The 25413-nt window shown below is 48.0% G+C and carries 21 protein-coding genes and 2 pseudogenes; 22 read left to right on the top strand and 1 reads right to left on the bottom strand.

All coding sequences use genetic code 11. The features are described from left to right. Positions 1–23: 23 nt before the first annotated feature. The 4 genes from ACTWJ7_RS17610 to ACTWJ7_RS17625 are packed head-to-tail and all read left to right on the top strand — an operon-like array spanning position 24 to position 3392. Complete coding sequence (locus ACTWJ7_RS17610) at positions 24–578, top strand: hypothetical protein (RefSeq protein ID WP_443145694.1); 555 nt, start codon at positions 24–26, stop codon at positions 576–578. Further along, positions 578–1780, top strand: a complete 1203-nt coding sequence (locus ACTWJ7_RS17615) for a sensor histidine kinase (protein WP_443145695.1) — start codon at positions 578–580, stop codon at positions 1778–1780. The genes ACTWJ7_RS17610 and ACTWJ7_RS17615 overlap by 1 nt, the downstream gene beginning before the upstream one ends. Then, positions 1765–2403: a response regulator gene (locus ACTWJ7_RS17620; RefSeq protein ID WP_443145696.1), complete on the top strand. Its 639-nt coding sequence runs from the start codon at positions 1765–1767 to the stop codon at positions 2401–2403. The genes ACTWJ7_RS17615 and ACTWJ7_RS17620 overlap by 16 nt, the downstream gene beginning before the upstream one ends. Beyond that, positions 2400–3392 carry a helix-turn-helix transcriptional regulator gene (locus ACTWJ7_RS17625; protein WP_443145697.1) on the top strand — a complete coding sequence of 331 codons (993 nt, stop codon included), beginning with the start codon at positions 2400–2402 and terminating at the stop codon, positions 3390–3392. Before ACTWJ7_RS17620 ends, ACTWJ7_RS17625 begins: the two co-directional genes overlap by 4 nt. Positions 3393–3482: 90 nt before the next feature. Here ACTWJ7_RS17625 and ACTWJ7_RS17630 read toward each other — a convergent pair whose 3' ends face one another. Further along, complete coding sequence (locus ACTWJ7_RS17630) at positions 3483–4250, bottom strand: helix-turn-helix domain-containing protein (RefSeq protein WP_301877115.1); 768 nt, start codon at positions 4248–4250, stop codon at positions 3483–3485. Between the two features lie 302 nt (positions 4251–4552). Between ACTWJ7_RS17630 and ACTWJ7_RS17635 the strand changes: the two are divergent. From ACTWJ7_RS17635 to ACTWJ7_RS17720, 18 genes and pseudogenes are all read left to right on the top strand, one after another. Further along, positions 4553–5907: pseudogene (locus ACTWJ7_RS17635) on the top strand (extracellular solute-binding protein). 106 nt (positions 5908–6013) lie between these two features. Beyond that, positions 6014–8860: pseudogene (locus tag ACTWJ7_RS17640) on the top strand (extracellular solute-binding protein). A gap of 57 nt (positions 8861–8917) precedes the next feature. Beyond that, entirely contained in the window at positions 8918–9835 is a 918-nt protein-coding gene (locus ACTWJ7_RS17645; protein ID WP_443146386.1) for a carbohydrate ABC transporter permease, read from the top strand. Between the two features lie 2 nt (positions 9836–9837). Continuing rightward, the gene (locus ACTWJ7_RS17650) at positions 9838–10713 is read left to right on the top strand and encodes a carbohydrate ABC transporter permease (protein ID WP_024633348.1); all 876 of its coding nucleotides are present in this window, start codon (positions 9838–9840) and stop codon (positions 10711–10713) included. Positions 10714–10728: 15 nt separating this feature from the next. Next, positions 10729–12192 (top strand): hypothetical protein, encoded by a 1464-nt coding sequence (locus ACTWJ7_RS17655; protein ID WP_079349031.1) that lies wholly within the window; start codon positions 10729–10731, stop codon positions 12190–12192. After that, a complete protein-coding gene (locus tag ACTWJ7_RS17660) occupies positions 12176–12811 on the top strand; it encodes a Yip1 family protein (protein ID WP_079349030.1) in 636 nt (211 codons plus the stop codon). The genes ACTWJ7_RS17655 and ACTWJ7_RS17660 overlap by 17 nt, the downstream gene beginning before the upstream one ends. 15 nt (positions 12812–12826) lie before the next feature. Then, on the top strand, positions 12827–13321 hold the full coding sequence (locus ACTWJ7_RS17665) for a hypothetical protein (RefSeq protein WP_443145698.1): 495 nt from the start codon (positions 12827–12829) through the stop codon (positions 13319–13321). Further along, positions 13296–13490 (top strand): hypothetical protein, encoded by a 195-nt coding sequence (locus tag ACTWJ7_RS17670; RefSeq protein WP_443145699.1) that lies wholly within the window; start codon positions 13296–13298, stop codon positions 13488–13490. Before ACTWJ7_RS17665 ends, ACTWJ7_RS17670 begins: the two co-directional genes overlap by 26 nt. Before the next feature lie 105 nt (positions 13491–13595). Beyond that, a complete protein-coding gene (locus ACTWJ7_RS17675) occupies positions 13596–15395 on the top strand; it encodes a DUF5696 domain-containing protein (protein WP_443146387.1) in 1800 nt (599 codons plus the stop codon). Beyond that, on the top strand, positions 15392–16294 hold the full coding sequence (locus ACTWJ7_RS17680) for a carbohydrate ABC transporter permease (RefSeq protein WP_301878385.1): 903 nt from the start codon (positions 15392–15394) through the stop codon (positions 16292–16294). Before ACTWJ7_RS17675 ends, ACTWJ7_RS17680 begins: the two co-directional genes overlap by 4 nt. 17 nt (positions 16295–16311) lie before the next feature. Further along, entirely contained in the window at positions 16312–17256 is a 945-nt protein-coding gene (locus ACTWJ7_RS17685; RefSeq protein ID WP_143805491.1) for a carbohydrate ABC transporter permease, read from the top strand. Positions 17257–17360: 104 nt separating this feature from the next. Next, a complete protein-coding gene (locus ACTWJ7_RS17690; RefSeq protein WP_443145700.1) occupies positions 17361–18755 on the top strand; it encodes a cellulase family glycosylhydrolase in 1395 nt (464 codons plus the stop codon). Between the two features lie 26 nt (positions 18756–18781). Then, positions 18782–19054: an RICIN domain-containing protein gene (locus tag ACTWJ7_RS17695; RefSeq protein WP_443145701.1), complete on the top strand. Its 273-nt coding sequence runs from the start codon at positions 18782–18784 to the stop codon at positions 19052–19054. 213 nt (positions 19055–19267) lie between these two features. Continuing rightward, positions 19268–20533 (top strand): hypothetical protein, encoded by a 1266-nt coding sequence (locus ACTWJ7_RS17700; protein ID WP_443145702.1) that lies wholly within the window; start codon positions 19268–19270, stop codon positions 20531–20533. Further along, a complete protein-coding gene (locus tag ACTWJ7_RS17705; protein ID WP_301877106.1) occupies positions 20530–21588 on the top strand; it encodes a helix-turn-helix domain-containing protein in 1059 nt (352 codons plus the stop codon). The genes ACTWJ7_RS17700 and ACTWJ7_RS17705 overlap by 4 nt, the downstream gene beginning before the upstream one ends. 151 nt (positions 21589–21739) lie before the next feature. After that, positions 21740–22711, top strand: a complete 972-nt coding sequence (locus ACTWJ7_RS17710; RefSeq protein WP_179132781.1) for an ABC transporter permease — start codon at positions 21740–21742, stop codon at positions 22709–22711. A gap of 33 nt (positions 22712–22744) precedes the next feature. Next, positions 22745–23674: a carbohydrate ABC transporter permease gene (locus ACTWJ7_RS17715; protein WP_301877104.1), complete on the top strand. Its 930-nt coding sequence runs from the start codon at positions 22745–22747 to the stop codon at positions 23672–23674. Positions 23675–23708: 34 nt separating this feature from the next. Beyond that, a complete protein-coding gene (locus tag ACTWJ7_RS17720; protein WP_301877103.1) occupies positions 23709–25355 on the top strand; it encodes an ABC transporter substrate-binding protein in 1647 nt (548 codons plus the stop codon). Positions 25356–25413 lie beyond the last annotated feature (58 nt).

Consider the following 25413-nt stretch of genomic DNA (forward strand, 5'->3'; position numbering starts at 1 on the left):
TCTCAAATGCTGGAGGGGATCAATTGATTAAATTCCCGGCCCAATCCTGGCGCAGCAGCATCTTCGCCCGGCTGATCGTGACTTATCTGATTTTTGTTCTTCCATTAATTCTGCTGGGAATATATTTGTACAACTGGAGTTATGACAATGCCAGACAGGAGATATCGTCGTCAACAGAAAGGCGGCTTGTCGGTTATCTCGATGAGTTGAATCGGGAAATGGAATGGATGGAGCTGCAGCAGTTTGACATTGTGGAAGACAGGAAGCTCAACAGGCTTGCCATTCTATGGGAGATGATGGATCAGGTGGATCGCCGAGATACACTCCATTATCTGTCCGAACGGCTTGCCACGTTCAAGAATAGCAGTGTTTACATCAAAAATGTTCATGTGCATATTCGCACGATTGGTAAAAGCATTTCCGCCACTCATGGGATTGATGATTACAACAGTGATTCCTATAACTATTTCAGTTCAGGTGTGCAGGGAAAAGGAAATCGTTTTGTGGTGAAAAAGGATGAAATGAACCTGAGTGCCGTAAGGTTGAGCGGTAAAAAGGAGAGGCTCCGCTATTTGTAGTGCAGGTCGAGCTAGATACGGAACAATTTCAAAATGCACTGACCCAGCTTAACCTGTATCCTGACAGCGGTTCGTTTCTGATGGAAGAGCAAACGGGCCATATCATTACAGACCTTTCGCAGCGTGATTTTATTCTTCAGGCTTATCGGGATCACATCATTAAAGGTGACCATGGTGCATTTCAGGTAAAGGTGGATGGCACACGCTATTATGTCAGTCAGAGCCGGTTGGAATCACTGGGTTTGTCTGTAGCGATGTATTTGCCGGAAAAGAGTGTGAAAAGACCACTAAGCAAGTTCTACCACTGGGCATGGCTGTTTGCAATGACATCGTTTGTGGCAATAACGGCCTTTCTCTATTCAGGCTATAGGCTCATCCACATTCCTCTGCTTCTGCTCGTGAAGAGATTTAAGAAAATGGAGACCGGGGTACTGGACATCCCCATTGTGCATAAGCAAAAGGATGAGTTTGGCTTCCTGTATAGTCGATTTAATCAGATGCTTGAAAGGCTTCAGCTGCTAATTGATCGGGATTTCAAAAAAACAATGATGATGCAGCGTGCCGAATTGAAGCAGCTCCAGTCCCAGATTAATCCCCATTTTTTATATAACAGCTTTTTTATTCTCAATTCACTTGCAAGAACAGGGGATACGGAGCGCATTGAACAATTCACCCACATGCTTGGCGAATATTTCAGATTTATTACCCGTAACGAAACTGATCAGGTCAGGCTGGAAGAGGAGGCAGCTCATTCACGTATTTATACCGAAATTCAGAAGCTGCGGTTTTCCAGACGCATACAGGCAGACTTCGGTGATATGCCCGCGGCGATGGAGCGCATTTGTGTTCCCCGATTGATCATACAGCCCATTATCGAGAATGCGTATGAGCACAGTCTGGAAAAAATGACCGATCAGGGTATGCTGCGAGTGCGGTTTGGCATCAAGGATAATGTCGCAGAGATTAGTGTGGAAGACAATGGCCATGAATTGGAGGATCATCATATTGAAGCACTTCAACACAGTTTGCTTGAAAAAAGTGACTCGCATGAAATGACGGGTATGATGAATATTCATCGACGTCTGGTACTGACATATGGGGAAAAAAGCGGCCTGTTTTTGACGAGAAGTGAACTGTCGGGGTTAAAGGTCACAATCCGAATTCATTTGGAAGGAAGGGAAGACGGATGTATCGACTTTTGATTGTGGATGATGAGGAAATTATTACGGACGCTCTTTATGAAACCTTTGCAAGATATATGCCTGATTGCCTTGACGTATGCAGAGCTTACTCAGCGAGTGAGGCATTAGCCTGGATGGAACGCTCAAGAATTGATATCGTGTTAACTGACATTCGCATGCCTGGCATGAACGGTCTTGAGCTAACAGAGCAGGTTCAGGCTTATTGGGCGCATTGTCGTGTTATTTTCCTAACGGGTTACAGCGACTTTAACTATGCTTACCAGGCTTTTCAGATGCAAAATGTCCGTTATTTGCTCAAAACGGAAGGGTACGACAAGATTTTGGCTGTGGTGGGAGAAGTAGTGGAAGAGATTCGACAGAGTCAGCACATGCACAAGCTGCTGGAGAAAACATACGAGGTTACCTGTCAGCTGGCAGTGTTACAGCAGGAGGAGTATCTGCGAAATCTATTGCAGAACGGGACTGCATATGCAGGTTCTGAGATCGACATCCAGAATCAGTTGGATCAATGGGGCATTGGACTGCGTGCTTCTTCTCCCGTTTATGTTGTGCTTGGCCGAATGACTTACAGGGAGAAGCTCTCCATTCGGAACGCGCTCAGCTTCAGAAATCTGCCCGAATGATCGGTTCTGCTGTAATGGAGGAGCAGACTATTCCTAGTAGCGTGCTGGACCATTATGGGGATATGGTGTGGCTTATTCAGCCTAAGCAGTTGGAATTGGAACCAGACAGTTCCCTTGTTCGGTATCTGGAGGGTACATTGGAATGGGTGCAGGAGGCATGCATGACTTCACTTGACATATCCGTGGTCTTTGCATTGGCTGGGAAAAGCTGTCACTGGTCCGAAATTCCCCGGCAATACGAGAGGTTGAGGCAACTGCACTGGATGAAAATTGGCGATGGCATATCCATGGTACTTCGGGATTACGATGAGGTGCTTCCGAATCAGGGACAGAGGGAGTTTACACGTATCAGCAACCGAATCGAAGTGATGTCAGGGTATTTGGAGACAGGGAAAATCCAGCAATTTTACGAAGTGTTTGAGGCTTTGGCCAATGAACTGATTCATGAGGATGTGACTATGGAGAGGGCCATGGAAACCTACTATAATCTGGCGCTTCATCTGTATTCGACCATCAATCGATGGGGTCTGCATCAGGATATACCCGATCAGCGCAGGCTTTTACATCTCCACGAGTATACTTGCATGAAGGATGCGGTGCAGTTTCTGTATCAGGCAGCCGACCAATTGGTGCGCTTCAAGAGCTCGAATGAACAGGAACGGGCAAATGCCGTGATTCATTCCCTGTGCACTTACGTCACGGAGCATCTGGAAGAAGATCTTTCGCTTGTAAGATTGGCCGAGCTTTATCATTTCAATCCATCGTATCTGTCCCGTTTCTTCAAGCAGGAAATGGGAATCAACCTCTCCGAATTCATTGACGAGCTGAGAATCAGGCGGGCAAAAGAGCTGCTTCGAAATGCCGATCTGATGGTTCGGGAGGTTGCACTGCAGGTCGGGTATGAGTCAGCCCATTCATTCACTCGTTTTTTCAAAAAGGCGACAGGTATGACACCTCAGGAATTCAGAGAATCTCTATTGGTTCGTTAAAGCGAAAATGAAGAGAAGCAAGGCTGCAGGAGCGAGTGCCCTATGGCCTTGCTTCTCTTTTGCCTTAACGGATACTGAAGTGCTTCTAAACTAAGCAGTGAATGCTTTTTGTTTTCGATAAGCATTGGGACTTACGCCTGCGTATGCCCTGAATTTTTTATAAAACCAGTCCGTATCCATATATCCTATCTCCACTGAAATTTCATAGATCCGCAAATCGGTGGTCGTCAGCAGTAGTTTGGCTTTTTCCATTCGCTGCTGAAGCAGGTAATCATTGAAGGAGATTTTCTCTTCCATTTTAAATTTCTGTCCAAGGTATGCGTAGTTAAAATGAACCATATCGGAAATTTTCTTCAACGTGATGTCACTGCTGAGATGATCGAGGACATAAGCTTTGATCATCTGGATGACCTGGGCGGAATGCACCTGTTTACCCTCAAGCTGAATGATCGACCTTAAGGAGTACAGATTCCGCTTGGGTTGTTCAGGTTCCAGCTTGGTCTGGAGCCTGTCAAGACTATGGAGGAGCGCAGATGCGTTGAGTCTTCCAGGCAGATAATCACTTACTTGATAAGCTAAAGCTTTGCGGACAAGCTGGAACTGATCATTGCCTCCCATAATAAGAATCGGAATCTGGCTTATTTTTCGAATATAGTGACAAACCCATAAACCTGCAGCCGCATATCCTCCGGTACTTACGAGCACCACAGCAAATTGCTGCTCGGACAATGCCGATAACGCGGTACGGGTGCAAACAACTCGTTCTCCTATGGCATAATCGGAGTTGCTGCGACGCAGCAGCTGGTGCAATTCCCCGAACACGTAACGACTGAAATCCACAAGCAGAATGTTATGCATGAGCAATCCCTCGCTTTCAATTGTTATAAACCGAATCCACAGCACATCGAGAGCTGAATGACAGATGTCTACATTCCATTAATTCCATTATGAGAAACAAAGAAAGCGCATACAATGTGCATTTGTTTGCTGAGGGAGCATTTATTTACCAATTACATAGGAAAATGCTTCAATTTGGATTCGAATGGCCCAAACCTATAGTTTGACCGGGTAAATACCTTTATTTTCACAGGTTGTTTGCGCTTTCATTCGAAGGCTACACTTTGATGGCAAACCGAAAAACCACATTCAGGGGGACAACAATGAGAAAAAACATGTTCATGCTGATGAGTCTGGTCCTTGCAGTCATGCTGTTGCTGAGTGCTTGCAGCTCTGGCTCCAGCGCTCAGACAGAGCCGGAAACGAAGGCACCGCAGGAGGAGCAGGCTGCAAATGAAACAGAACCAAAGAATGAGAACTCTACACCAGAAATGGATTTTGACATGGGGGAAGAACGATCAAGGTCGTTGCCTGGTGGGATATGGAAATGACCGATAGCAATCCGGACAACATTCAGCGAATCGAGAACCTGGAGGCGCTGAAGAAAAAGCATAACTTTGACATCGAATATATTTCAATTGATTTTGGTGAGTACCAGGAAAAGGTCGTAGCCTCCCTGATGGCAGGAGAACCGCTTGGTGATATTGTACGGCTGGGCAAAAGCTACGCTATCCCCGCACTCACCAAGCAAGATTTGTTATGGCCAGTGGATGAGTATACCAAAAACGATAAAGTGTTTAACCAGAAAACAACGAACCAATACATGCAGTATGAAGGTCGGGGATATGGCTTCACAGAGGACCAATCTTCATTCATAAGCGGTATTTTCTATAATCGCACACTCATGCAGGAACTGGGTATGAAGCCGTTACAGGAATACGTGGACGAAGATCAATGGAGCTGGGATACGTTCATTGAAGTTGCCAAAAAGGCGAACAAGGATCGCAATAACGATGGCAAACTCGATACCTGGGGTTTGGCACAAAGAGGGCTGCTTGAACCTGTGCTGTACTCCAACGAGGCCTCGCTGACCAAGGGTGACAAGCAAAACCTGGATGATCCAAAAACAAAAGAAGCGCTGAAATTCGTGTCCAGAATGGCTACGGAGAAAGTGGGAAGAGCTTCGGAAGGCGGCGACTGGACCGAACCGGCTACCTTCTTTCGGCAAGGCAATACGTTGATGTATTCCGGCGCCATGTACGAGATTGAAGGAATTAAGACAGATATGCAGGATTATGATATCGGCTTCCTTCCGTTCCCGAAAGGACCAAGTGCGACCGCCTACCACTCCGGTGAATCGCAATATCAGGCACTTACCATTCCGAAAGCTGTCGAAAATCCGGAACAACTGATGTACATCTGGGAAAAAATCAACGAGATTGACTCCATCTACGATTACCCTAGTCAGTCTACCCTGGAGACTCACCTGACGGACGAAGCCGATATTGAAAATGCAAAAACGGTTGCCGAGGGCATGCTGGTGCTGGACCATAATACGTTCCCATCTCTGCCGTTCTGGGATTTTAACGGTGAGCTGGTCGATGGTGTTTCCGTTTCCACCGTTATCGAAAAATATAAAGCACCCTTCCAGGCAGCCATCAGTGAGGTATACAAATGAGTCATTTGCTACATCCAATGGATGCAAAATGCTGAAATAAAAGGGGGACATATGGGAACATGCGGTCACGAAAGAAAAGGGACTAATTGTGCTGCTCGCCTTTGCCATGATCTTCTCCTTATTGAGTCTGTACCCTACGCGAGATCGCGGTCCGGGCATTGCACAGGCGTACGAGGACTTTGAAGCGGTGTCGGGTACAGCTGATTCCCGCAGCTATGAGCACTACATCTCCACTCTCTCAAACACAGATACACCTGATCAGATTATACGAATTGAAGGGGAAGCTTTCCTGCAGGCTGCGGACGGGGAGTTTGAGGTTATTGATGGCTACGCAGGGCTGGACGGAAAGGCGGTAGTCACACCTGAGTCTGGCACCATTAGTTGGAATGTTCCTGTGCAGGCCAGTGGTTTATACCAACTACGCATTCATTATTATCCAGTGGCAGGCAAAAGCTCCGCGATTGAACGGAAGCTGGAGCTGAATGGAGAGGTTCCTTTCAGAGGAGCGGATGTGCTGCTTTTTGACCGGGTATGGGGGAATCGCGAGGACACGATACGAAGGGACGATCGCGGTAATGATCTCAGACCCGGCAGGTCGAAACACCAGCTTGGCAGCTTGCCTCCTTCAAGGACAGCGCAGGTTATTTCGAAGAGCCCTATCAGTTTTATTTTGAAAAGGGCAACCAGCAGCTGTCGCTAACCTCGCTGCGCGAAAGTATGGCGATCGATTATATCGAGCTATATCAGGAAGAGAGTATCCCTGCTTACGAAGAGCTTCAGGCTGCTTATGAATCGGCGGGCTTGAAGCCGGCTGAGCCCGTCATGCTCAAGCTGCAGGGAGAACAGGCAGTGAGCAAATCCTCACCAACCCTAGCTCCCATCTCGGATCGCTCAAGCCCGTCTCTTGAACCATATGACGTCTCAAAGATCCGTATCAACGCCATTGGAGGCCTCAACTGGAAGCTTCCTGGGGAATGGATCGAATGGGATGTGGATGTACCGGCTGATGGCCTGTACCAAATTGCACTCAAAGTGAAGCAGGATCAGCTTCGCGGCGTGTATGCCACACGGAGTCTGATGATCGACGGTAAAGTTCCATTCAAGGAAATGGAGCGTATTCGCTTCAACTACAGCCCTGATTGGCAGACGCGGGTGCTGGGCACAAGTGAAAGTGAACCTTATCTGTTTCACTTGAAAAAAGGAACGCACCGTTTGCGAATGACCGTTACGCTGGGGATATTGCCCCACTACTGCGAACGGTGGAATCCAGCGTGCTGGAGCTAAATGAAATGTATCGCAAAATTTTGATGATTACATCCAACAAGCCTGATCCGCTCAGGGATTATCAGTTGGAGCAGCGCATTCCTGAGATGACGGAAGTATTCAAGCGGCAGGCTGACATTCTCCGTTCTGTTGCGGATTATTTGGAGAAGGCAACTGGTGAACAGAGTGACAAGGTAGCCGTATTACACGCCATGGTTGTTCAACTGGAGGATATGGCGGCAAGGCCGGAGACGGTTCCGAAACGTCTGGATACCTTCAAGATCAATGTGGGCGGGCTGGGAACATGGATTTTGTCTGTCCGTGAACAGCCTATAGCACTGGATTATCTGCTGGTGTCCTCGCCTAATCATGAGCTGCCCAATGCTGAGGCTAACCTTTTACAGCAGATGAAGCACGAAGTGGGAGCCTACGTCGCTTCCTATACAGAGGATTACGACAGTATTGGCAATATGAAGCAGACTACGAATTCCATTACCGTGTGGATTACTACCGGACGCGACCAGGCTCAGGTTTTGAAAAGCCTGATTGATGATTCCTTTACTCCTGAAACTGATATTTCAGTCCAGCTGCGTCTCGTTCCGCCCAATATTTTGCTGCCTGCTACACTCGCTGGAGAAGGGCCGGATGTAGCCATGCAGATGGGCGAAGATATTCCCGTCAATTACGCCATGCGGAATGCGGCGGCTGATCTGAGCGGCTTCCTGGACTTTGATAAGGTTGCGGAGAGGTTCCGCGAGAGTGGACTGACGCCGTACCGATTCAACAACGGCGTGTATGCCCTGCCGGAGCAGCAGCATTTTCCAATGCTGTTTTATCGGAAAGATATTTTGAATGAACTTGGTCTGGAGCCACCTCAAACATGGCAGGACGTTTATAATGCCATCTCGGTATTGCAAAAACATAATATGGAGTTTTACCTGCCTATCGAGGATGCGACGAACAATGCCAACATGATACCGAACGCAACGTTTGCTATGTTGCTTTATCAGAACAATGGCGAATTTTACGCGGAAGATCAGAAGGCAAGTGAGCTGAATTCAGAGATTTCCATGGATGCGTTCAAGCGGTGGACCCAATTCTATACCAATTACAAATTCCCGCTTAAAGCCGATTTTCCCAACCGCTTCCGCACCGGAGAGATGCCAATTGGAATTGCGGACTACACAACCTACAACATGCTAACCGTCATGGCGCCGGAAATTCGCAATCTGTGGGATTTTACAATCGTACCTGGCACGGAGCTGGAAGACGGTCCGTAAGGCATGAGGTGGCAAGTGCCACAAGTGCGGTCATGATGCTGGAAAATGCCAAAAACAAGGATGCTGCCTGGATGTTCATGAAATGGTGGACTGACAAGCAGACCCAGATTGAATACGGCAGGGAAATGGAAGGCCTGATGGGCGCTGCGGCTCGTTATCCGACCGCCAATATCGAAGCACTGGAGCAGCTGCCTTGGCCTGTTAAGGATTACCAAAACCTGGAGAAGCAATGGGAGTGGGTGCAAGGCATTCCACAAGTTCCCGGTGGATATTTTACAGGCCGACACCTGGACAACGCGTTCCGCAAAGTGGTCAACGCGAATGAGAACCCGCGCGAGGCCTTGTCAGACTATGTTCTGTATATCAACGATGAGATCGAACTCAAGCGAAAGGAATTCAATCTGAAGTAGAGGAAGGGAGGGTAACGGTTGCACGCAGAAACCACCAAGGCATCGACTGCTCCTGCCATTCACGCAAGACAGGACAGTCGGTGGTCCCTTATGAAACGGGATTTGTATCAAAGCAGACACTATTACGTTCTAATGGCACCGTTTATGCTGATCTTTTTCATGTTTACTGTCATTCCGGTAGGTATCTCGCTGGGACTCAGTTTTTTCCACTTCAATATGCTGGAGCTCCCTCGATTTATTGGCTGGCAAAATTACTCGCGCCTGTTTCTGAATGACGATGTTTTTTTGATTGCGCTTAAAAATACGCTGCTGTTTGCCGTTATTACGGGGCCTGTCAGCTATATTGCCTGCTTTTTATTTGCATGGATTATCAATGAGCTGTCCCCGAAGATCCGTGCAGTCATGACACTGGTATTCTATGCGCCTTCCATTTCAGGAAACGTTTTTTTCATCTGGTTAATCGTGTTCTCCGGAGACAGCTATGGGTATATGAACGGCTTTCTCATGCGCCTTGGCGTTATTCTGGAACCGATCCAGTGGCTTTCGAATGAGAAGTACGTGCTGGCAATTGTCATCCTCGTACAGTTGTGGCTCAGTCTCGGCACGAGCTTCCTGGCTTTCATTGCGGGTCTGCAAACGATTGACCGTTCTCTGGTCGAAGCGGGTACGGTGGACGGTATCAAAAACCGTTGGCAGGAGCTTTGGTATATTACGCTGCCTTCGATGAGACCACAGCTCATGTTTGGGGCGGTCATGCAAATTACAGCCTCGTTCGCTGTGGCCGAAATCTCCATCGCACTGGCCGGTTTTCCGAGCGTTAACTATGCAGCGCATACCGTTGTAACCCACTTGATGGACTTCGGCACCATTCGGTTTGAGATGGGCTATGCGTCCGCGATCGCAACTGTTTTGTTCGCCCTGATGCTGGGAACGAACATACTGACGCAAAAAATGCTGAGAAAGATAGGTGAATGACAATGACCAGCAAGGTACGTGCCGTTTTTGGCATGCCGAGAAGACTCAACCGGTCATTTTCCGTCAGCCTGATGCTGTTTGCGCTGCTGGCGCTGTTCGGGTCATTCATGGTATTGCCGCTGATCTACACGGTTAACAATGCCTTCAAACCGCTTGATGAGCTGTTTATATTTCCGCCACGCTTTTGGGTAAACAATCCGACGATGGAAAATTTCTCGGATCTGATCAATCTGATGGGTAATTCCTGGGTTCCTTTATCCCGGTATATTGCCAATACACTGTTGATTACGCTGCTCGGAACGGCGGGCCATATCCTGTTGGCCTCCGCGGCGGCATACCCGCTGGCTAAATATCGGTTTCCCGGCTCGAATGTGCTGTTTACCATCGTCATCCTGTCGCTGATGTTCTCACCACACGTCACGGCGATTCCAAACTACATGGTGATGTCCTGGCTTGGATGGATCAACACACATGCATCCATCATTGTGCCTTCTCTCGCATTTTCCCTTGGGCTCTTCCTGATGAAGCAGTTTATGGAACAGATCCCCGATGCGCTGCTGGAGGCCGCCAAAATCGACGGGGCAAATGAATATCGTATATTTTGGAGCATCGTGATGCCTAACGTGAAGCCAGCCTGGCTGACGCTTATGATTTTACAATTTCCGGCCCTATGGGGAACAGACGGCGGAAGCTTCATTTACAGTGAAAATCTGAAAACGCTGCATTATGCGCTTAGTCAGATTATCCAGGGGGGGATTGCCCGAGCAGGTGTCGGTGCTGCAGTGGCACTGCTGCTTATGATCGTGCCAATCACGCTGTTTATCATCTCCCAGAGCAGTGTCATGCAGACGATGGCAACTTCCGGTATGAAAGAGTAGAAGGGGGGCAGCAACATATTGAAAAGCATGTGGAAAAGATGCGGATGGCTCACCATGGCTCTTGCCTGCCTCCTGTACTTGGGGAATGCGGCGTCAATAGCTTACGCCGACGGACAGACGAATGCGTACAATTATTCGTACTGGGGAGAGGCGGTTCGTTCTCCTGCCGCATATGAGGCGACAACAATCATTACAGGCACGGGGCTGAAGATTGACGCATTCAAAGAACCGACTGACATGCACGTTACGGCTGATGAGCGAATTTACGTGCTGGATTCGGGCAACAGCCGAATCGTTGAGCTGGATCGGGATTTTAATCTGACACGAATTATCGATTCATTTGATCATGATGGACAGAAGGATCACTTCAAACATCCGCAAGGATTATACGTTTCGGACAACGGCCAACTGCTCATCGCCGATTCGGATAATCAACGGATTGTTCATCTGAATGAGCAGGGGCAATTGATTAAAATGGTAGACCTGCCTCAATCCGACCTCCTGAAGGAAGATTTCCAATTCAGACCCATACGGGTTGTTATGGATAAAGGAGAGCGGATCTATGTCATGGCGGAAGGTGTCTTCGACGGTTTCATGGAGTTTAATTCCGACGGTTCATTTGCCTCGTTTATCGGCGCTAACAGAGTTTCGGTTGATCCGGTGGAATATCTATGGAAAAGATTCGCCACTCGTCAGCAGCGCAGTCAGATGGTCATGTTCACACCAACCGAGTTTACGAATATGGACATTGACGAGGAGGGCTTCATTTATGCAACCAGTGGTGACCAGACCGGACTCCCGATCAAGAAACTGAATGCACAGGGCGTGGATATTCTAAGAAGGGAAGGATACTATCCGCCCCAGGGTGACTTGTTGTACAGCAATGAGAAAGGGCCTTCACGGATGATTGATGTCGATGTCGGGGACAGCGATATGTATTCCGTGCTTGATGCCAATATGGGTCGGATTTTCACCTATAACGGGGACGGATATTTGCTTCACATGTTTGGAGGTATCGGCAATCGGCTGGGGCAATTTAATACGCCTGTTTCTCTGGAGCATGCCGGGGATCGGATGCTGGTGTTGGACAAAGCACTTGGAGAAATCACCGTATTTCAAACCACTGAATACGGGCGTACGCTTCATGAGGCAGTACGCAGTTATTTCAATGGGGACGAGGAAGGATCTGCGAAGCAATTTGCCAAAGCTGCAGACATGAATGCGAATCTGGAATATGCCTACGCAGGTATCGGAAAAGCGCTGTTGCGGCAGAAGGATTATGCCGAATCTACGCAATACTTTAAGCGAAGCATGGAACGAGAAGGGTATTCCAAAGCGTTTCTTCTGTATCGAAAAGACCTGCTCCGCGAGCATTTCTCATGGATAATGACCGGGCTGATTCTGGTTGCTGCCGGGCTGGTAGCCATAACCATCGTTCGCAGACAGAGAAAGGGGACAACGAATGCAGGTATCAAGTAGACAATGGGTTCGATATCCGCTGCATCTTATTTTTCACCCGTTTGACGGCTATTGGGAGCTGAAATACGAGCGGAATCAGAGAACAACGCTGATGATTGCGTTGGTCATACTGGGATTGCTGGCGATCACGACGATCCTTCAGGCACAATATAGCGGGTTCCTGGTCAATTATAACAATCCGAAACGGTTGAACAGTCTGCTGGAAATGGTCTATGTCATTGTTCCGGTATTGTTCTGGTGTACAGCGAATTGGTCTTTAACCACACTCATGGACGGTGAAGGCAAATTCTCGGAAATCTTCATGTCCACCTGTTTCGCATTGGTTCCACTAATTCTGATTCAGTTTCCGTGGATTTGGCTCAGCCTAATGATTTCGGGGCAGGAAACGGCCTTTTATTATTTTTTCAACCTGGCTGCAACAGCTTGGACGGTATATCTGTTATTTGTGGGCAATATGACTGTGCATCAGTATTCGCCGGGCAAAACGGTGCTTACCATGCTTTTGACGCTGGTTGCCATGGCCTTCATGGCATTTCTCTGCCTACTGTTCTTCAGTCTGGTGCAGCAGATTGTGTCCTTTGCAGCCACCATCTATCAGGAACTTGTACTCCGGGGCTAAGGAAGGAGAATGGAGATGATTTTGTACGTGGCCAAAAAAATGATCGTGATCCTGCTCGTATTCATCCTGTTTCTTGGCGGCTGTCAGTCAGACTCTACGCCTGTAACTACGTTGTCGGCAAATGCGGATGAACAAGCAGAAGTGCCTGTGCTGCCGCCTGGTCAGAAGCTGGCCTCATCCTTCAGTGATGCCCGTCTGCCAGACATGCTCGGGCTTGCCCAGAATAATGAGCTGCAGCTACTCATCCAGGAGGATACAGCCGAGATTGCGGTGATTCACAAGCAAAGCGGGCAGATCTGGCGCAGCAATCCGGAAGATCGGAAGATCGATTCGCTTGCGTCGGGAATCAATAAGGATCTGCTGTCTGCGCAGTCCAAGCTGAGCTTCTATAACAGTCTGGGTCAGAGCAGCTCGGTCAATTCCTATACGGATAGCGTAGCTCACCAGCAGATAAGCTACGAAGCATTGCCGAATGGGGTTTCGGGTGAACTACCAGTTTGGAACCAATGAGAGTTCTGTGGAAGATCTGCCTGTAAAAATCAGCAAAGAGCGCTTCGAACAGAAGCTGCTTGCTTTGCTCGACAAGGCAGGACAACGTGCCTTGAAGATTGGGTATGCGGAGGAGAAGGACGGGGGGTATACGTTCGGAACGACAAAGCGCTGCAGGGTCTTCAGTTGACGCGTGCTCTGAAGGCTTTTGAGACAGCCGGCTATACATCCGAGGACCTTGAACTGGACAATGCCGAGCATGGCATCGAGCAGGAAAAGCGGCCCCCGATTGTTTATGCTATCCATTGAATATGAGCTGGATCAGGAATCATTGGTTGTACGTGTACCTGCCTCCGGCATCCATTTTCCGGAGCAATACCCGATCAACAGCATATCCGTGCTGGATTATTTCGGGGCTGGCGCTGCGGATCAGGAGGGTTCCATGTTTGTACCTGACGGGTCGGGAGCACTCATTCATTTTAATAATGGAAAGATACAATACCCTGCCTATCAGCAGGATGTATACGGACCGGATCTGACGATGAAGCTTCGTGAAGCGGACTCCTCCGAGGAAAGAGCAAGGCTGCCGGTATTCGGTCTCATTCGTGAGGGCGGCGCATTTCTTGGCATCATAGAGGAAGGAGCAGCGGTGGCGGTTGTAAATGCAGATATCAGCGGAAAGCTGAATAGCTACAACAATGTGTATCCGAGCTTCTACGTTGTAAACAAAAGTGATGTAACACTCCAGGCCAGCGACATGGTACGGACACTTCCCAAGTTTCAGAAGAAGCCGACCGCATCGGATTTTGTCGTCCGTTATGCCTTTGCCGGGGCAGAGAATGCCTCTTACTCCGGTCTGGCTTCCTTATATCGTGACTACTTAATCCAGACGAATGGTCTTCCTGCGAACCAAACAGCTGGGGGAGAAATGGATATTCCGTTTTACCTCAAGCTTATCGGCGGAATGACGACCAGAAAACATATCTTGGGCATACCTTACGATTCTACTGAAGCGTTGACCACCTTTGATGAAGCCCGCCAGATTCTGTCGATCCTTAAGAAAAAACAAGTATCCAACATTCAGGTTCGGTATGCGGGATGGTTTAATGGAGGGCTTCAACATCAGATACCGGATTCCATCAAAGTGGATGGAGCGATTGGAGGACGAAAAGGCATGCAAGAATTCAGCGACTATGCTCGTAAGGAGGGAATTGGATTTTACCCCGATGTCGCTGTACTAAATGTACATTCCAAGACAGGATTCAGTCCTTCCAAGGAAGCTTCACGCACACTGACGCAGGAGCCTGCACTTCTATATCCGATGGACCCGGCAAGACAGCGGCGTGACCGGGATCGACTTCCGTCCTATATCCTGTCTCCGCATTTGCTGGAGGATGTGACTCAAGCCCTGCTGAAAGCACTCCAGCCCTATGAGCAAGGGGGATTGTCGGTGCGTGATCTGGCTGATCAAGTGAACAGTGACATGAATCCGAAGAAACTGCTGGATCGCACAGGAGCACAAGCAACCGTCACCGAGAGCTTGAAGCAGATTACGCAGCAAGGGATATCTGTTGTTGCCGAAGGCGGGAATGCGTATGCTCTGCCCTATGTGACAGGTCTCACGGATGCTCCAATGTCCAGCAGCCGCTTCAAGCTGGAGGATGAGGAGATTCCGTTCTTCCAATTGGTTGTACATGGTGGCATCAGCTATACGGGAGCTGCTTACAACCTGTCAACCTATACGGATGCGAGACAGTATGTACTAAAGCTCGTGGAGTATGGGGCAAGCCCCTATTTTACTTGGTTTAACGCACCGAATCATGTTGTTAAGGAAACGGATTACGACAATCTGTATGCTGCGCACTATGGACAATGGATTGATCTCGCAGCGGAGATGTATGAAGAGGTCAATCAGGCCAATCGTCCTTTCGCAGGGCTTCACATGGTGGCACACGAGAAGCTGGCTGAAGGGGTGTATCAAACGACATATGAAAACGGAAGCTTCGCTCTGGTGAATTATAACGACTTCCCGGTGCAGGCAGGCGGTCATAACGTGGAAGCCAAAAGTTACGTGACAGGTGGTGAGCAGCTCTGAAAGCGCTACTAAAAGGGAAGTGGGGACGCCGAACCTACGCTCAGCAGAAAGCGGTCTGGGGAGTCATCTATGTGCTTCCCTGGCTCGTCGGTTTTGTCCTGTTCTTCCTGGTTCCGCTGCTGGCTTCCTTGCGCTACAGCCTGAGTTCAATTCAGGCGAATGCACAGGGGATATCCATCCAGTTCACAGGTCTCGCCAACTATATCCAGGCAATGACGGTAAATACCAGCTTCAACCGGGCACTGATCGAATCCATCACAGATGTGCTCGTTAATGTGCCTCTGATCGTAATATTCAGCCTGTTCCTTGCAGTCATTCTGAATCAGAGGTTTCCGGGGCGAGCAGTAGCGAGATCCATATTTTTTCTGCCGGTGATTCTGGCATCCGGCGTCATCATGACGCTGGAAAGCACCAGTCTGATCGAGGCTGTGAACCAGAGCAATACAGGTGGCAGCGCCTTGGGAACCTTTGAGATTGAAAAGCTGATGCTGGATGCGGGGTTGAGCGAATGGCTCGTGACATATCTGAGCGGTGCGGTAGACCGGATATATCAGATTGTCAGTCAATCCGGTGTACAGATTCTCATATTTTTGGCAGGTATCCAAACGATATCGCCCCAGCTATATGAAGCATCCAAAATGGAAGGGGCCACTGGATATGAAGCGTTCTGGAAAATCACGTTTCCGATGGTCAGCCCGCTCATTTTTGTGAACGTCATCTATACCATCGTTGATTCTTTTGCAAACAACGCCATGACCAAGCTTATTCGCGATACAGGCTTCGTTAAATTTGATTTTGGGTTAAGCTCAGCCATGGCATGGGTGTATTTCCTGGCTATTGCCGTCATTTTGGTGATCGTTTCACTTATTTTCTCCAAACGTGTCTTCTATCAAGATTAGAAAAGGGGGTGTGTGCGTTGATGATATCAAGACTGTTGTCGCTGGAGCAGTGGAAAAGCTGGCTGTGGTCTGTTGTGAGATTCACACTCATTGCAGGACTATCCTTCGTTATTTTGTTTCCTATCTTTCAGAAGATATCAACGTCCATCAAGGATAAAAGTGATTTGTATTCAGCGGTTGTCGTCTGGATTCCACAGAATTTCTCTATTGACAATTTTCGAGAGGCTATTCGTGTCATGGATTACTGGGCAACGCTGTTCAATACATTTGCGTTGTCTGCAACAACGACTATTTTGACCACGCTTTCCTGTGCACTTGCCGGATACGGGTTTGCACGCTTGAAGTTTAAGGGAAGTAATCTGTTATTTGCCGGAGTCATTCTAACTATACTGGTGCCGCCTACCACGATCCTGATCCCGGTGTATCTAAATCTGAAGAGCTTCGATCTGATGGGACTGATGACGCTGATTGCAGGCAAACCTGTCAATCTGCTGAATACGTACTGGCCGTTTATTCTGACTGCCATAACAGCCAATTCGCTCAAAGCAGGCTTGTATATTTTTATCTTTCGCCAATTTTTTAGAGGCATTCCCAAAGAGGTGGAGGAAGCCGCTTACGTTGATGGTGCAGGCATCAGCCGAACCTTTGCACGTATCATGCTCCCAAATGCAATTCCATCAATCGTTACTGTACTGCTGTTTTCTTTCGTTTGGCAATGGAATGACAGCTTCTACACGACAACCTATCTGACGTCCAGCAAGGTGATGTCAACGCAGCTGTCCTCTCTTCCATATAATCTGGCACAGCAGGTTAGTGATGGCGCATCCAAAGCCGATCCATTCTATCTGAGCATGATTCAGGATACAGGCATTCTGCTGGCGATCCTGCCTTTAATCATCATTTATCTGTTTGTGCAGCGTTATTTCGTTGAAAGTGTTGAACGTACAGGCATCGTTGGATAATGATTCTCTCTTGGATGGGGGCTGGAAGGTCTAGCCCCTTCATAATAAAGGAGGTGTTGCCGTCCGTTTTAACGTTTTACACTTTAAGCTCAGGAGGGATTATATTGAAGAGATGGTTGGTATCTTGTAAATTTATGATCATTCTCGGTTTGCTGTTGTCTATTATGCCGTTCGGAACCGAACGTGCGGAAGCGTGGGTCGGCATGCCGATGGGCAAGCTTCACGTTAGTGGCAAAAACTTGGTGAACAGTAGTAACCAGCCCGTCGTGCTAAGTGGCTGGCATCAGCCTTCAGGCGCCTACTGGACATATCAGAACAGCAATTATTATCTGAATCTTCATGGCAACAACCGTCATGCTGCCACATTGGCTTATTTGAAGGATATTACGGATACATTCACAAGTACGAGCCCGAAATACGGAAGCAGCCACGGCTGGAATATGAATCAGATTCGGCTGTTCATCGACCGTGAGGACATGGGGGATGTGGCGGCAGGCACCTACAATTTTGCAGGTGTACAAGCCGTGACACTGAACGTCATTATTCCTTATATTCAATATGCCAAAACCAAAGGCGTCTATGTTACGCTTGGACTCGACTTCACACTGAAGGACGACCAGGCCACCACCTCGGCCAATCTGCAAAAGTTCAATCAGATCTGGGGTTATCTCGCTGCTCGTCCAGAGATAAAAAGTGCCGATAATGTACATTTCGAGCTGATCAACGAGCCGGTAAAATCCTATGCGAACGGACATTGGGGTGGTTATAACGGCGAGAACGACTTTGTGGACCACTGGAACGACTTGCGCAATTTCCAGAATTCCATCATCTCGACCATTCGGAGCCAAGGCGCGGATAATGTCATCTGGGCCGCTGGTTTGGGATATAACCAATTCTACAGTCTGACAGCAAGCCATCCGTTGACAGACCCGCTGAACAATTACGGTTATGCCGTTCACTGGTATCCGGGTTACGGAGCATATGACAACATGTCCATTCTGCAAGATCAATGGAATACCAATGTAAAGGCAGCGGCCGATAAATATCCGATCAACATTACCGAAGTCACATGGTTCAAAAAGAAAGCCGGCGATTCCGAATACTGGAATCTGTTCAATGGCAGCAATGAAGGCTTTGGTAACAATACGAAGACCATTTTCAACGCGGCAGGCAATGTCAGTATTGCAGCTCACATGAACGGTTTTATTCTGGATGCTGGACAGCGAAGCTCCTTTGCCGACCCTACGGCAGGATTGAAATGGGACGGGGATGCTTCAAGAAGCGCAATGGGACGATTCCTCTTCGAATGGTTCTATGAACGTGCTCAGACCTATCCGAACGGTGGCACTCCATCAAGCGGATTGATCTCGGGTGCGACCTACAAGATTGTAGCCAGACATTCGAACAAGGTTATTGATGTACCGGGTGGGGTAAACGAGAACAACTTGCAGCTTCAGCAATGGTCTGATCTGGGGGCAATCCTCAAAAGTGGGTCCTGAATCAAATAGCTAGCGGAATTTACAGTTTGACGAGTGTGAATTCGCCTGATAAGGTGATCGACATCCGAAATGGCACCAGTACCAACGGAGAGGCAGTACAGCTTATGAGCAATTTAAACACCACTGCGCAGCATTTCAAAATCAATGATCTGGGCAATGGGTACTGGAGTATTATTAACGTGAATAGCAATAAAGCCATTGAGGTAACCGGTTCTGCGACGACAGACGGTGCAAAATTGCAGCAAAACGATTACACAGGCGCAACCAACCAGCAATGGAAGTTTGTAGCCGTCAATTAAACAAAATGTACAAAAGGAGCCTTCCAGCTATTGCGGCTGGGAAGGTTTCTTTTTGGTGTTCAGAAGTAGTCCTCTATTAACTGCTAGTGGTTTAGTACAAAAATTTTAAGTATTTGTACCAAAAAGATTAAGGTGTACCTTCACCACACACAAATGAAAGGTGTATTATGAAACAAATCAATTTTGTAAACGCTTACCAAAAAGGAGGTACAAATGCAGCGTCTATGGTTCAAATTCACGCCGTTATTCCGCAGATTCATGGTTTCTTATCTCATTATTCTGATGATTCCTCAAATTGCCGGATATGCCTCCTATAGGGCATCCATTGAAGCAGCGAGGACAAGCTCCATTGAAAACAGTCTGAAATCGCTCAACCTGGGCAAGGAAATTATTGAACGAAATCTCATGCAGGTCGAGGATTTCACAAGGCAGTTAGCGATTAACCAGGAGTTGTACCGTTTAATTGCTGATCCCAAGCCGCTCGATGCTAATAATGTTTATGGTTTGGGCCGTATGCAGCGCAGCCTGTCTATGTACAGCAGCACCAATGATTATTTGTCTCATTTCTTCATATATATTCCGAATTATAATGTCATCATCACGCCTACCACTGTTTACTACCGACCTGAGCATTATTACGCCACCAATGCGCTTGAAGGCATGACGTTCGAAGAATGGAAAGAGAACATTTTGAAAAAGCCACATTTAAACGAGATTATTCCCCTACAAAACTATAAGAAGGAGATTCGCAGTAATGTGCTTGTGGACGCTCCTGCCATTACGTTTCTTCAATCGCTTCCATTAAATAGCTTCAACAAACCTCAGGCTACCATCGGTGTCATGATTGATGAGAATCAGATGGCGAGCCTGACTCAACATATTGTGGAGCAATATGGAGGGTGGACACTGGTAACAGACGCCAATGGGAACATCATTTTTTCGCGTGGCATGAGTACAAGTGAAGCAAAGCAATTAAAGGATATACATGCTGCCAAGGATCGTGAAGTGCAGCCTATGGGAGACGGTCGTCTGCTGATTTCCATTCGCTCGGATCAAAATGGCTGGAATTATATGGCTGGCATTCCCGAACGTGCGTTAATGATAAAAGCAGACCAGATCAAGCAGGTTACCTTTACCTTCACGTTAGCCACACTTGGTTTCGGACTAATCATTGGACTTTTACTGGCTTACCGCAACAGTGCGCCGATTCATAAGCTTTTGTTCGTGTTTCGGGATCAGAATATCGGACTACCGGGAAAAATAAGTAATGAGTACGATTTCTTGGCCAGCAATATTACGAGTCTTATTACGAACAACCATCTTCTCAAAAATGCATTGAATAGGCAGCTCCCGATGCTGCGAGACGGGTTCATCAAGCGTTTGTTGACCGGTGAGTTTTATACAACCCGAGAGTTGGAGGCGATCTTCTCCCAGACAGACATTTCGCTTCATACCAGTCGGGGGTTGTGGGGATTATGAGAGTAGATGGCTATGGCAGCCCGGATAGCGAAGAAATTATTCAAGAATTAAGTGTTGCGAGGCTAATCGTGCGTGAAGCGCTGACGACATGGAATGCGGATGTTTTGATAACGGAGTGGGGAACGGATCAGATTGCTTTTGTGCTACCGCTGAGGGATGAAGCTTTGGATCAAACCTTGCTCACATGTGAAGCCCAATTGATGAAACTGATGGATTCTGTGTATCAGGATTACCGGGTATCGACGACCATCGGTATGGGTTCTTCGTATGATGTATGGAATGACGTAGGCCGTTCGTTCAACGAGGCCAGACAAGCGCTCGAATATGCCATTCACATCGGGGCGGACCAATTAGTAAAATTCGAAAACGCTGTAAAGGAAACCGAATTGTACTACTATCCGATGGAGTCCGAACAGCGGTTGATAAATACGCTTAAGGCGGGAGAGACGGAAGAATCCAAGCGTAACTTGGATCAACTGTTTAGCCGAAACTTCGCAGAGCAAGAGCTGTCGTACGATATGACACATCAATTTATTATGGAATTAAGGGGAACATTTCTAAAGCTGGAACCTAAGATTATGCTGGATGAAGCGCTTGTCGAGGAGTTTAAGAATCGCATCGCAGGGATTCAGGTCACGGACAGTGTTGCCGAACTAAGGGACAAGTTCCATCAGCTCGCGGAAGAGGTCTGCCAGAACGTGAAACGTAAAAAATCCAACATGCATGCGGAAATTGTCAATGAAACAATGGCTTACATCCAGAAGCATTATGCCGATGCGAACCTGACGGTATACCGGATTGCGGAGCAAATGGGCAAACCGGAAAAATATATCTCCCAATTATTCAAGGAGCATACCGGAGAGAACCTTTCCGACTATGTAGAGGTGGTGCGAATCAGCAAAGCGGCTGAGTTGCTGCTTGAGAGCCAGCAGACAATTGATGAGATTGCACAGACAACTGGATATAATAGCGCACATTCGTTCCGAAGAGCCTTCAAACGTGTTAGGGGCATCTTGCCAAGTGCATTTCGGCAGATGGAAGATCAAATGAAATGAAGTCGTACGTGATTCGTACCTCATTCGATAAAGTGTACCTTTACGCAATCGGGGAAGCGCTCTTATGATTACCAACAAGAAAGCGCTATCAAAAATGCGCTAACCAAAAAAAGCGGTCTGCCAAAAAGTCTTACTGGCCACCGCATGGGGGATGAATCTGAGAACGACAATATCTAATGCGGCTTCGGCAACAAGGCAGAGCAGACGCTCGGCTGTCAAGCGAGCCGTATCCAGAAGTCTGCGGAGGCATTGGCAGCTCTATCTGCTAATCCTTCCACCCGTCGCTTACTTCATCATTTTCAAGTATGTTCCGATGGCTAATGCGGTCCTGGCATTCAAGGATTACAACGTTATCAAGGGGGTATGGGGCAGCCCGTGGGTTGGCACCAAGTATTTTGAATTGCTTTTCCAAAATCCAGCCTTCGCCACCCTGATCAAAAACACGCTGTATATTTCCTTCTATCAGTTAATTGTCGGCTTTCCGGTGCCCATTTTGCTGGCGCTGGCACTGAACGAGGTCAAGAGCGCAACGTTCAAGAAAACCGTTCAGATGGTTACCTATGCTCCCTACTTTATTTCGACCGTGGTTATGGTATCCATTATCATGTTATTTCTTTCTCCCCGGCTTGGCATCGTTAATACGATTCTGGGCGCTCTGGGGTTGGAAGCGGTGAATTTCCTGGGAGAGCCGGGATTGTTCCGGTCTTTATATGTGTTTTCCGACGTGTGGCAAAGCATGGGTTACTCCGCAGTGATTTATTTGGCAGCGTTGGCTGGCATCGACCCTTCGCTGTACGAAGCGGCCAAAGTCGACGGCGCAAGCCGGTTCCAAAAAATATTGAACGTTGATCTGCCTGGCATACTGCCTGCGGCAGTGATCATTCTGATCCTGAGTGTCGGCAACATCATGGCGGTTGGATTTGAGAAAATTTATTTGCTCCAAAATCCGTTGAATTTGTCGGCTTCTGAAATAATTTCTACCTACGTGTACAAAATGGGGCTGCTGAACGCCAATTACAGCTTTGCAACCGCGGTTGGCCTGTTTAATTCCCTGATTAACCTGATCCTGCTGCTGACGGTGAACGCAGCCGCGAAGCGATTGTCCAATACAAGCCTGTGGTAGTGCACTAGGCCCAGAAGGGAGGAAGTTCATCTGATGAGCGAGTTACAGACATACTCACGCCGTTCGATGAATAAAGGGAAACCCACGATCAGGGAGTCCTTTGGGGACCGAATATTCATGACGGTCATCTACATCGCTTTGATTGTCATTTTAATTGCCGTGCTCTACCCGCTAATCTATATCGTAAGCTCTTCCCTAAGCAGTCCAGCCGCTGTCTCTTCCGGGAAAGTCTGGCTGTGGCCGGTTGACTTGACGCTGGATGGATACAAAGCGGTATTGCAGAACGATCAGGTCATTACCGGATATGCCAATTCCTTGTTTTACACCGTAAGCGGCACGCTGATCAGCGTAGCGCTGACGATCATGATCGCTTACCCGCTCTCCAAAAAAACCTTTGTCGGACGCAGTCCGCTGATGATGTTCATCACGTTCACCATGCTCTTCTCCGGTGGATTGATTCCAACTTATCTCGTAGTCAAAACACTGGGATTGATCGATACCCGCTGGGCGCTGCTGATCCCCAATGCCATCTGGGTGTGGCAGGTCATCATAGCGCGCACGTTCTTTCAAAATTCCATTCCAGAGGAACTGTCCGAAGCAGCCGACATTGACGGATGCAGTGATATCCGTTTTATTTTCAGCGTCATTTTGCCTCTGGCGAAGCCAATCGTTGCGGTGTTATCGCTGATGTATGCAGTCGGGCAGTGGAATGCGTACTTCGATGCATTGATCTACTTAAAATCGCAATCGCTTTATCCGTTGCAGCTAATTTTGCGGAGCATCCTCATTCTGAACAATGGTACCGGAAACATGGACGCGGGGGAAATGTTGAAGCAGCAGCAAATGGCGGAATTAATGAAATTCTCGTTAATCGTCATGGCCAGCTTGCCGGTGCTGGTTATCTATCCCTTCGTTCAGCGCTATTTTGTGCAGGGCATGCTGATTGGCTCGGTCAAAGGCTGACTTTATACAATCATCAGTAAGGGAGAGGATTTTTTTGAGAAAATCAGGGTCCATCATATTTGCCTGCCTGCTTCTTCTTGGCGTGGCGCTCACGGGATGTTCATCCACCGAACAAGGCAGCGGATTGAATGGGGAGGGCACCTCTGGCAATAAAGTCTCTATTAATGTATTTGCACATCAAGGTTCGGATACGAATCTTCAAACCAATAAATTCACCAAAAAGATGGAAGAGAAGTTCAACATTCATTTTAATTGGACGACAGTTCCGTTTGACGGAGCATCGGAGAAGAGACAAATTTCGTTGGCTTCGGGAGACTATCCCGATCTGTACCTGCTCATTCCGTGGGTAGATCGATTTTCGCAAACGGACTTGTTGAAATTCGGCCAGCAAGGTGTCATCGTGCCACTCAACGATCTGATCGACAAATATGCTCCAAATATTAAAAAGGTGCTGGACAGCAACGAATATTATAAAGCGATTAACACGGCTCCTGATGGCAATATCTATGGCCTGACGGGCTTGAATGAATGCTTCCACTGCTCCTATCCAAACAAGATGTGGCTCAATACAAAATGGCTGAAGCAGCTCGGATTAGCTGAGCCCAAAACCTTGGAGGACTTCAAAGGAGTGCTTGAGGCGTTCAAAACAAAGGACCCCAACGGGAATGGCAAGGCGGACGAAGTACCGCTTAGCGGCTCCATTGAAAATTTTGGCGTGCACATTATTCCGTATCTGATGAATGCCTTCATTTATGACGACGACAGAACGTATCTTCTCGTTAAGGATGGCAAGATAGACACTGCTGCCAATAAATCGGAATGGAAAGAGGGACTTGCCTATATCCGATCCCTCTACGAAGCAGGTCTGATTGATCCAGGGGCCTTTACACAGAATTCGGGCGCATTCAAGAAAATCGGTGATAATGCTGATGCGCAACTGTTAGGAGCAGGCGCAGCCATGCACCCGGCCCTTTTTGTGAATACCGATGAGGGCTCGCCTTATGGCAAGGACTATAACGCGATTCCTCCGCTGCAAGGACCGCATGCCAGCTATGCTACCTACAACTATCCGATTGATCCCGGGGCGTCGTTTGTGCTGACGAACAAGGCAAGCGAAGAAACGCAGATTGCAGCCATTCAAATGCTGGATTATCTCTACACAGAAGAAGGAGCCATGAGTGCATATCTTGGTGAGGAGGGCACAAGCTGGCGCAAGCCGCAAGAAGGGGAAGTGGCCCTGAATGATCAAGTGCAGCCACTCTACAAAGCAATTCCGCTCCCAACAGGAGCAGAGCCGCGCAATGACAGCTGGGCTGCGCTGAGTCAGTACAATCACCACAGGGCATACCGTGATGCCGAAGTACAGGGCAAGGACTTCTACGCAGGAGACGGACAGGAACGCAGGTTATACGAGGCGACGCTGCTGATGGAAGGCAAGGAGCCTGAGAACGTATTCCCGCATTGGGCGCTATGGGTGGATCCTGCAAGCGCCGATGAAACAAGCATGATGCAGACAAATCTCAAGGATTATATTGACCAGAATGCGCTGCAATTCATTACAGGAGCGAAGAGTCTGGATAAGGATTGGGATGATTACGTGAAAGGGCTGGAGGGCCTGAACATCAAGCGTTATCTGGAAATCATGCAGTCTTCGTATGATTCTTCATCCATTTCGAAATAAAGAACACTGGTCTGAATGTGGTTATAATTCCTCATATGTATCATCGGGAATGGAGGTG

Source organism: Paenibacillus sp. 1A_MP2 (assembly GCF_052244825.1).
Lineage (GTDB): Bacteria > Bacillota > Bacilli > Paenibacillales > Paenibacillaceae > Paenibacillus > Paenibacillus vandeheii.

Excerpts from the sequence above, each read along its gene's own strand:
- ACTWJ7_RS17620 (WP_443145696.1), top strand. The coding sequence starts at position 1,765 with ATGTATCGACTTTTGATTGTGGATGATGAGGAAATTATTACGGACGCT.
- ACTWJ7_RS17625 (WP_443145697.1), top strand. The coding sequence starts at position 2,400 with ATGATCGGTTCTGCTGTAATGGAGGAGCAGACTATTCCTAGTAGCGTG.
- ACTWJ7_RS17630 (WP_301877115.1), bottom strand. The coding sequence starts at position 4,250 with ATGCATAACATTCTGCTTGTGGATTTCAGTCGTTACGTGTTCGGGGAA.
- ACTWJ7_RS17650 (WP_024633348.1), top strand. The coding sequence starts at position 9,838 with ATGACCAGCAAGGTACGTGCCGTTTTTGGCATGCCGAGAAGACTCAAC.
- ACTWJ7_RS17660 (WP_079349030.1), top strand. The coding sequence starts at position 12,176 with ATGCAGGTATCAAGTAGACAATGGGTTCGATATCCGCTGCATCTTATT.
- ACTWJ7_RS17665 (WP_443145698.1), top strand. The coding sequence starts at position 12,827 with ATGATTTTGTACGTGGCCAAAAAAATGATCGTGATCCTGCTCGTATTC.
- ACTWJ7_RS17675 (WP_443146387.1), top strand. The coding sequence starts at position 13,596 with ATGCTATCCATTGAATATGAGCTGGATCAGGAATCATTGGTTGTACGT.
- ACTWJ7_RS17700 (WP_443145702.1), top strand. The coding sequence starts at position 19,268 with ATGCAGCGTCTATGGTTCAAATTCACGCCGTTATTCCGCAGATTCATG.
- ACTWJ7_RS17705 (WP_301877106.1), top strand. The coding sequence starts at position 20,530 with ATGAGAGTAGATGGCTATGGCAGCCCGGATAGCGAAGAAATTATTCAA.
- ACTWJ7_RS17710 (WP_179132781.1), top strand. The coding sequence starts at position 21,740 with ATGAATCTGAGAACGACAATATCTAATGCGGCTTCGGCAACAAGGCAG.
- ACTWJ7_RS17715 (WP_301877104.1), top strand. The coding sequence starts at position 22,745 with ATGAGCGAGTTACAGACATACTCACGCCGTTCGATGAATAAAGGGAAA.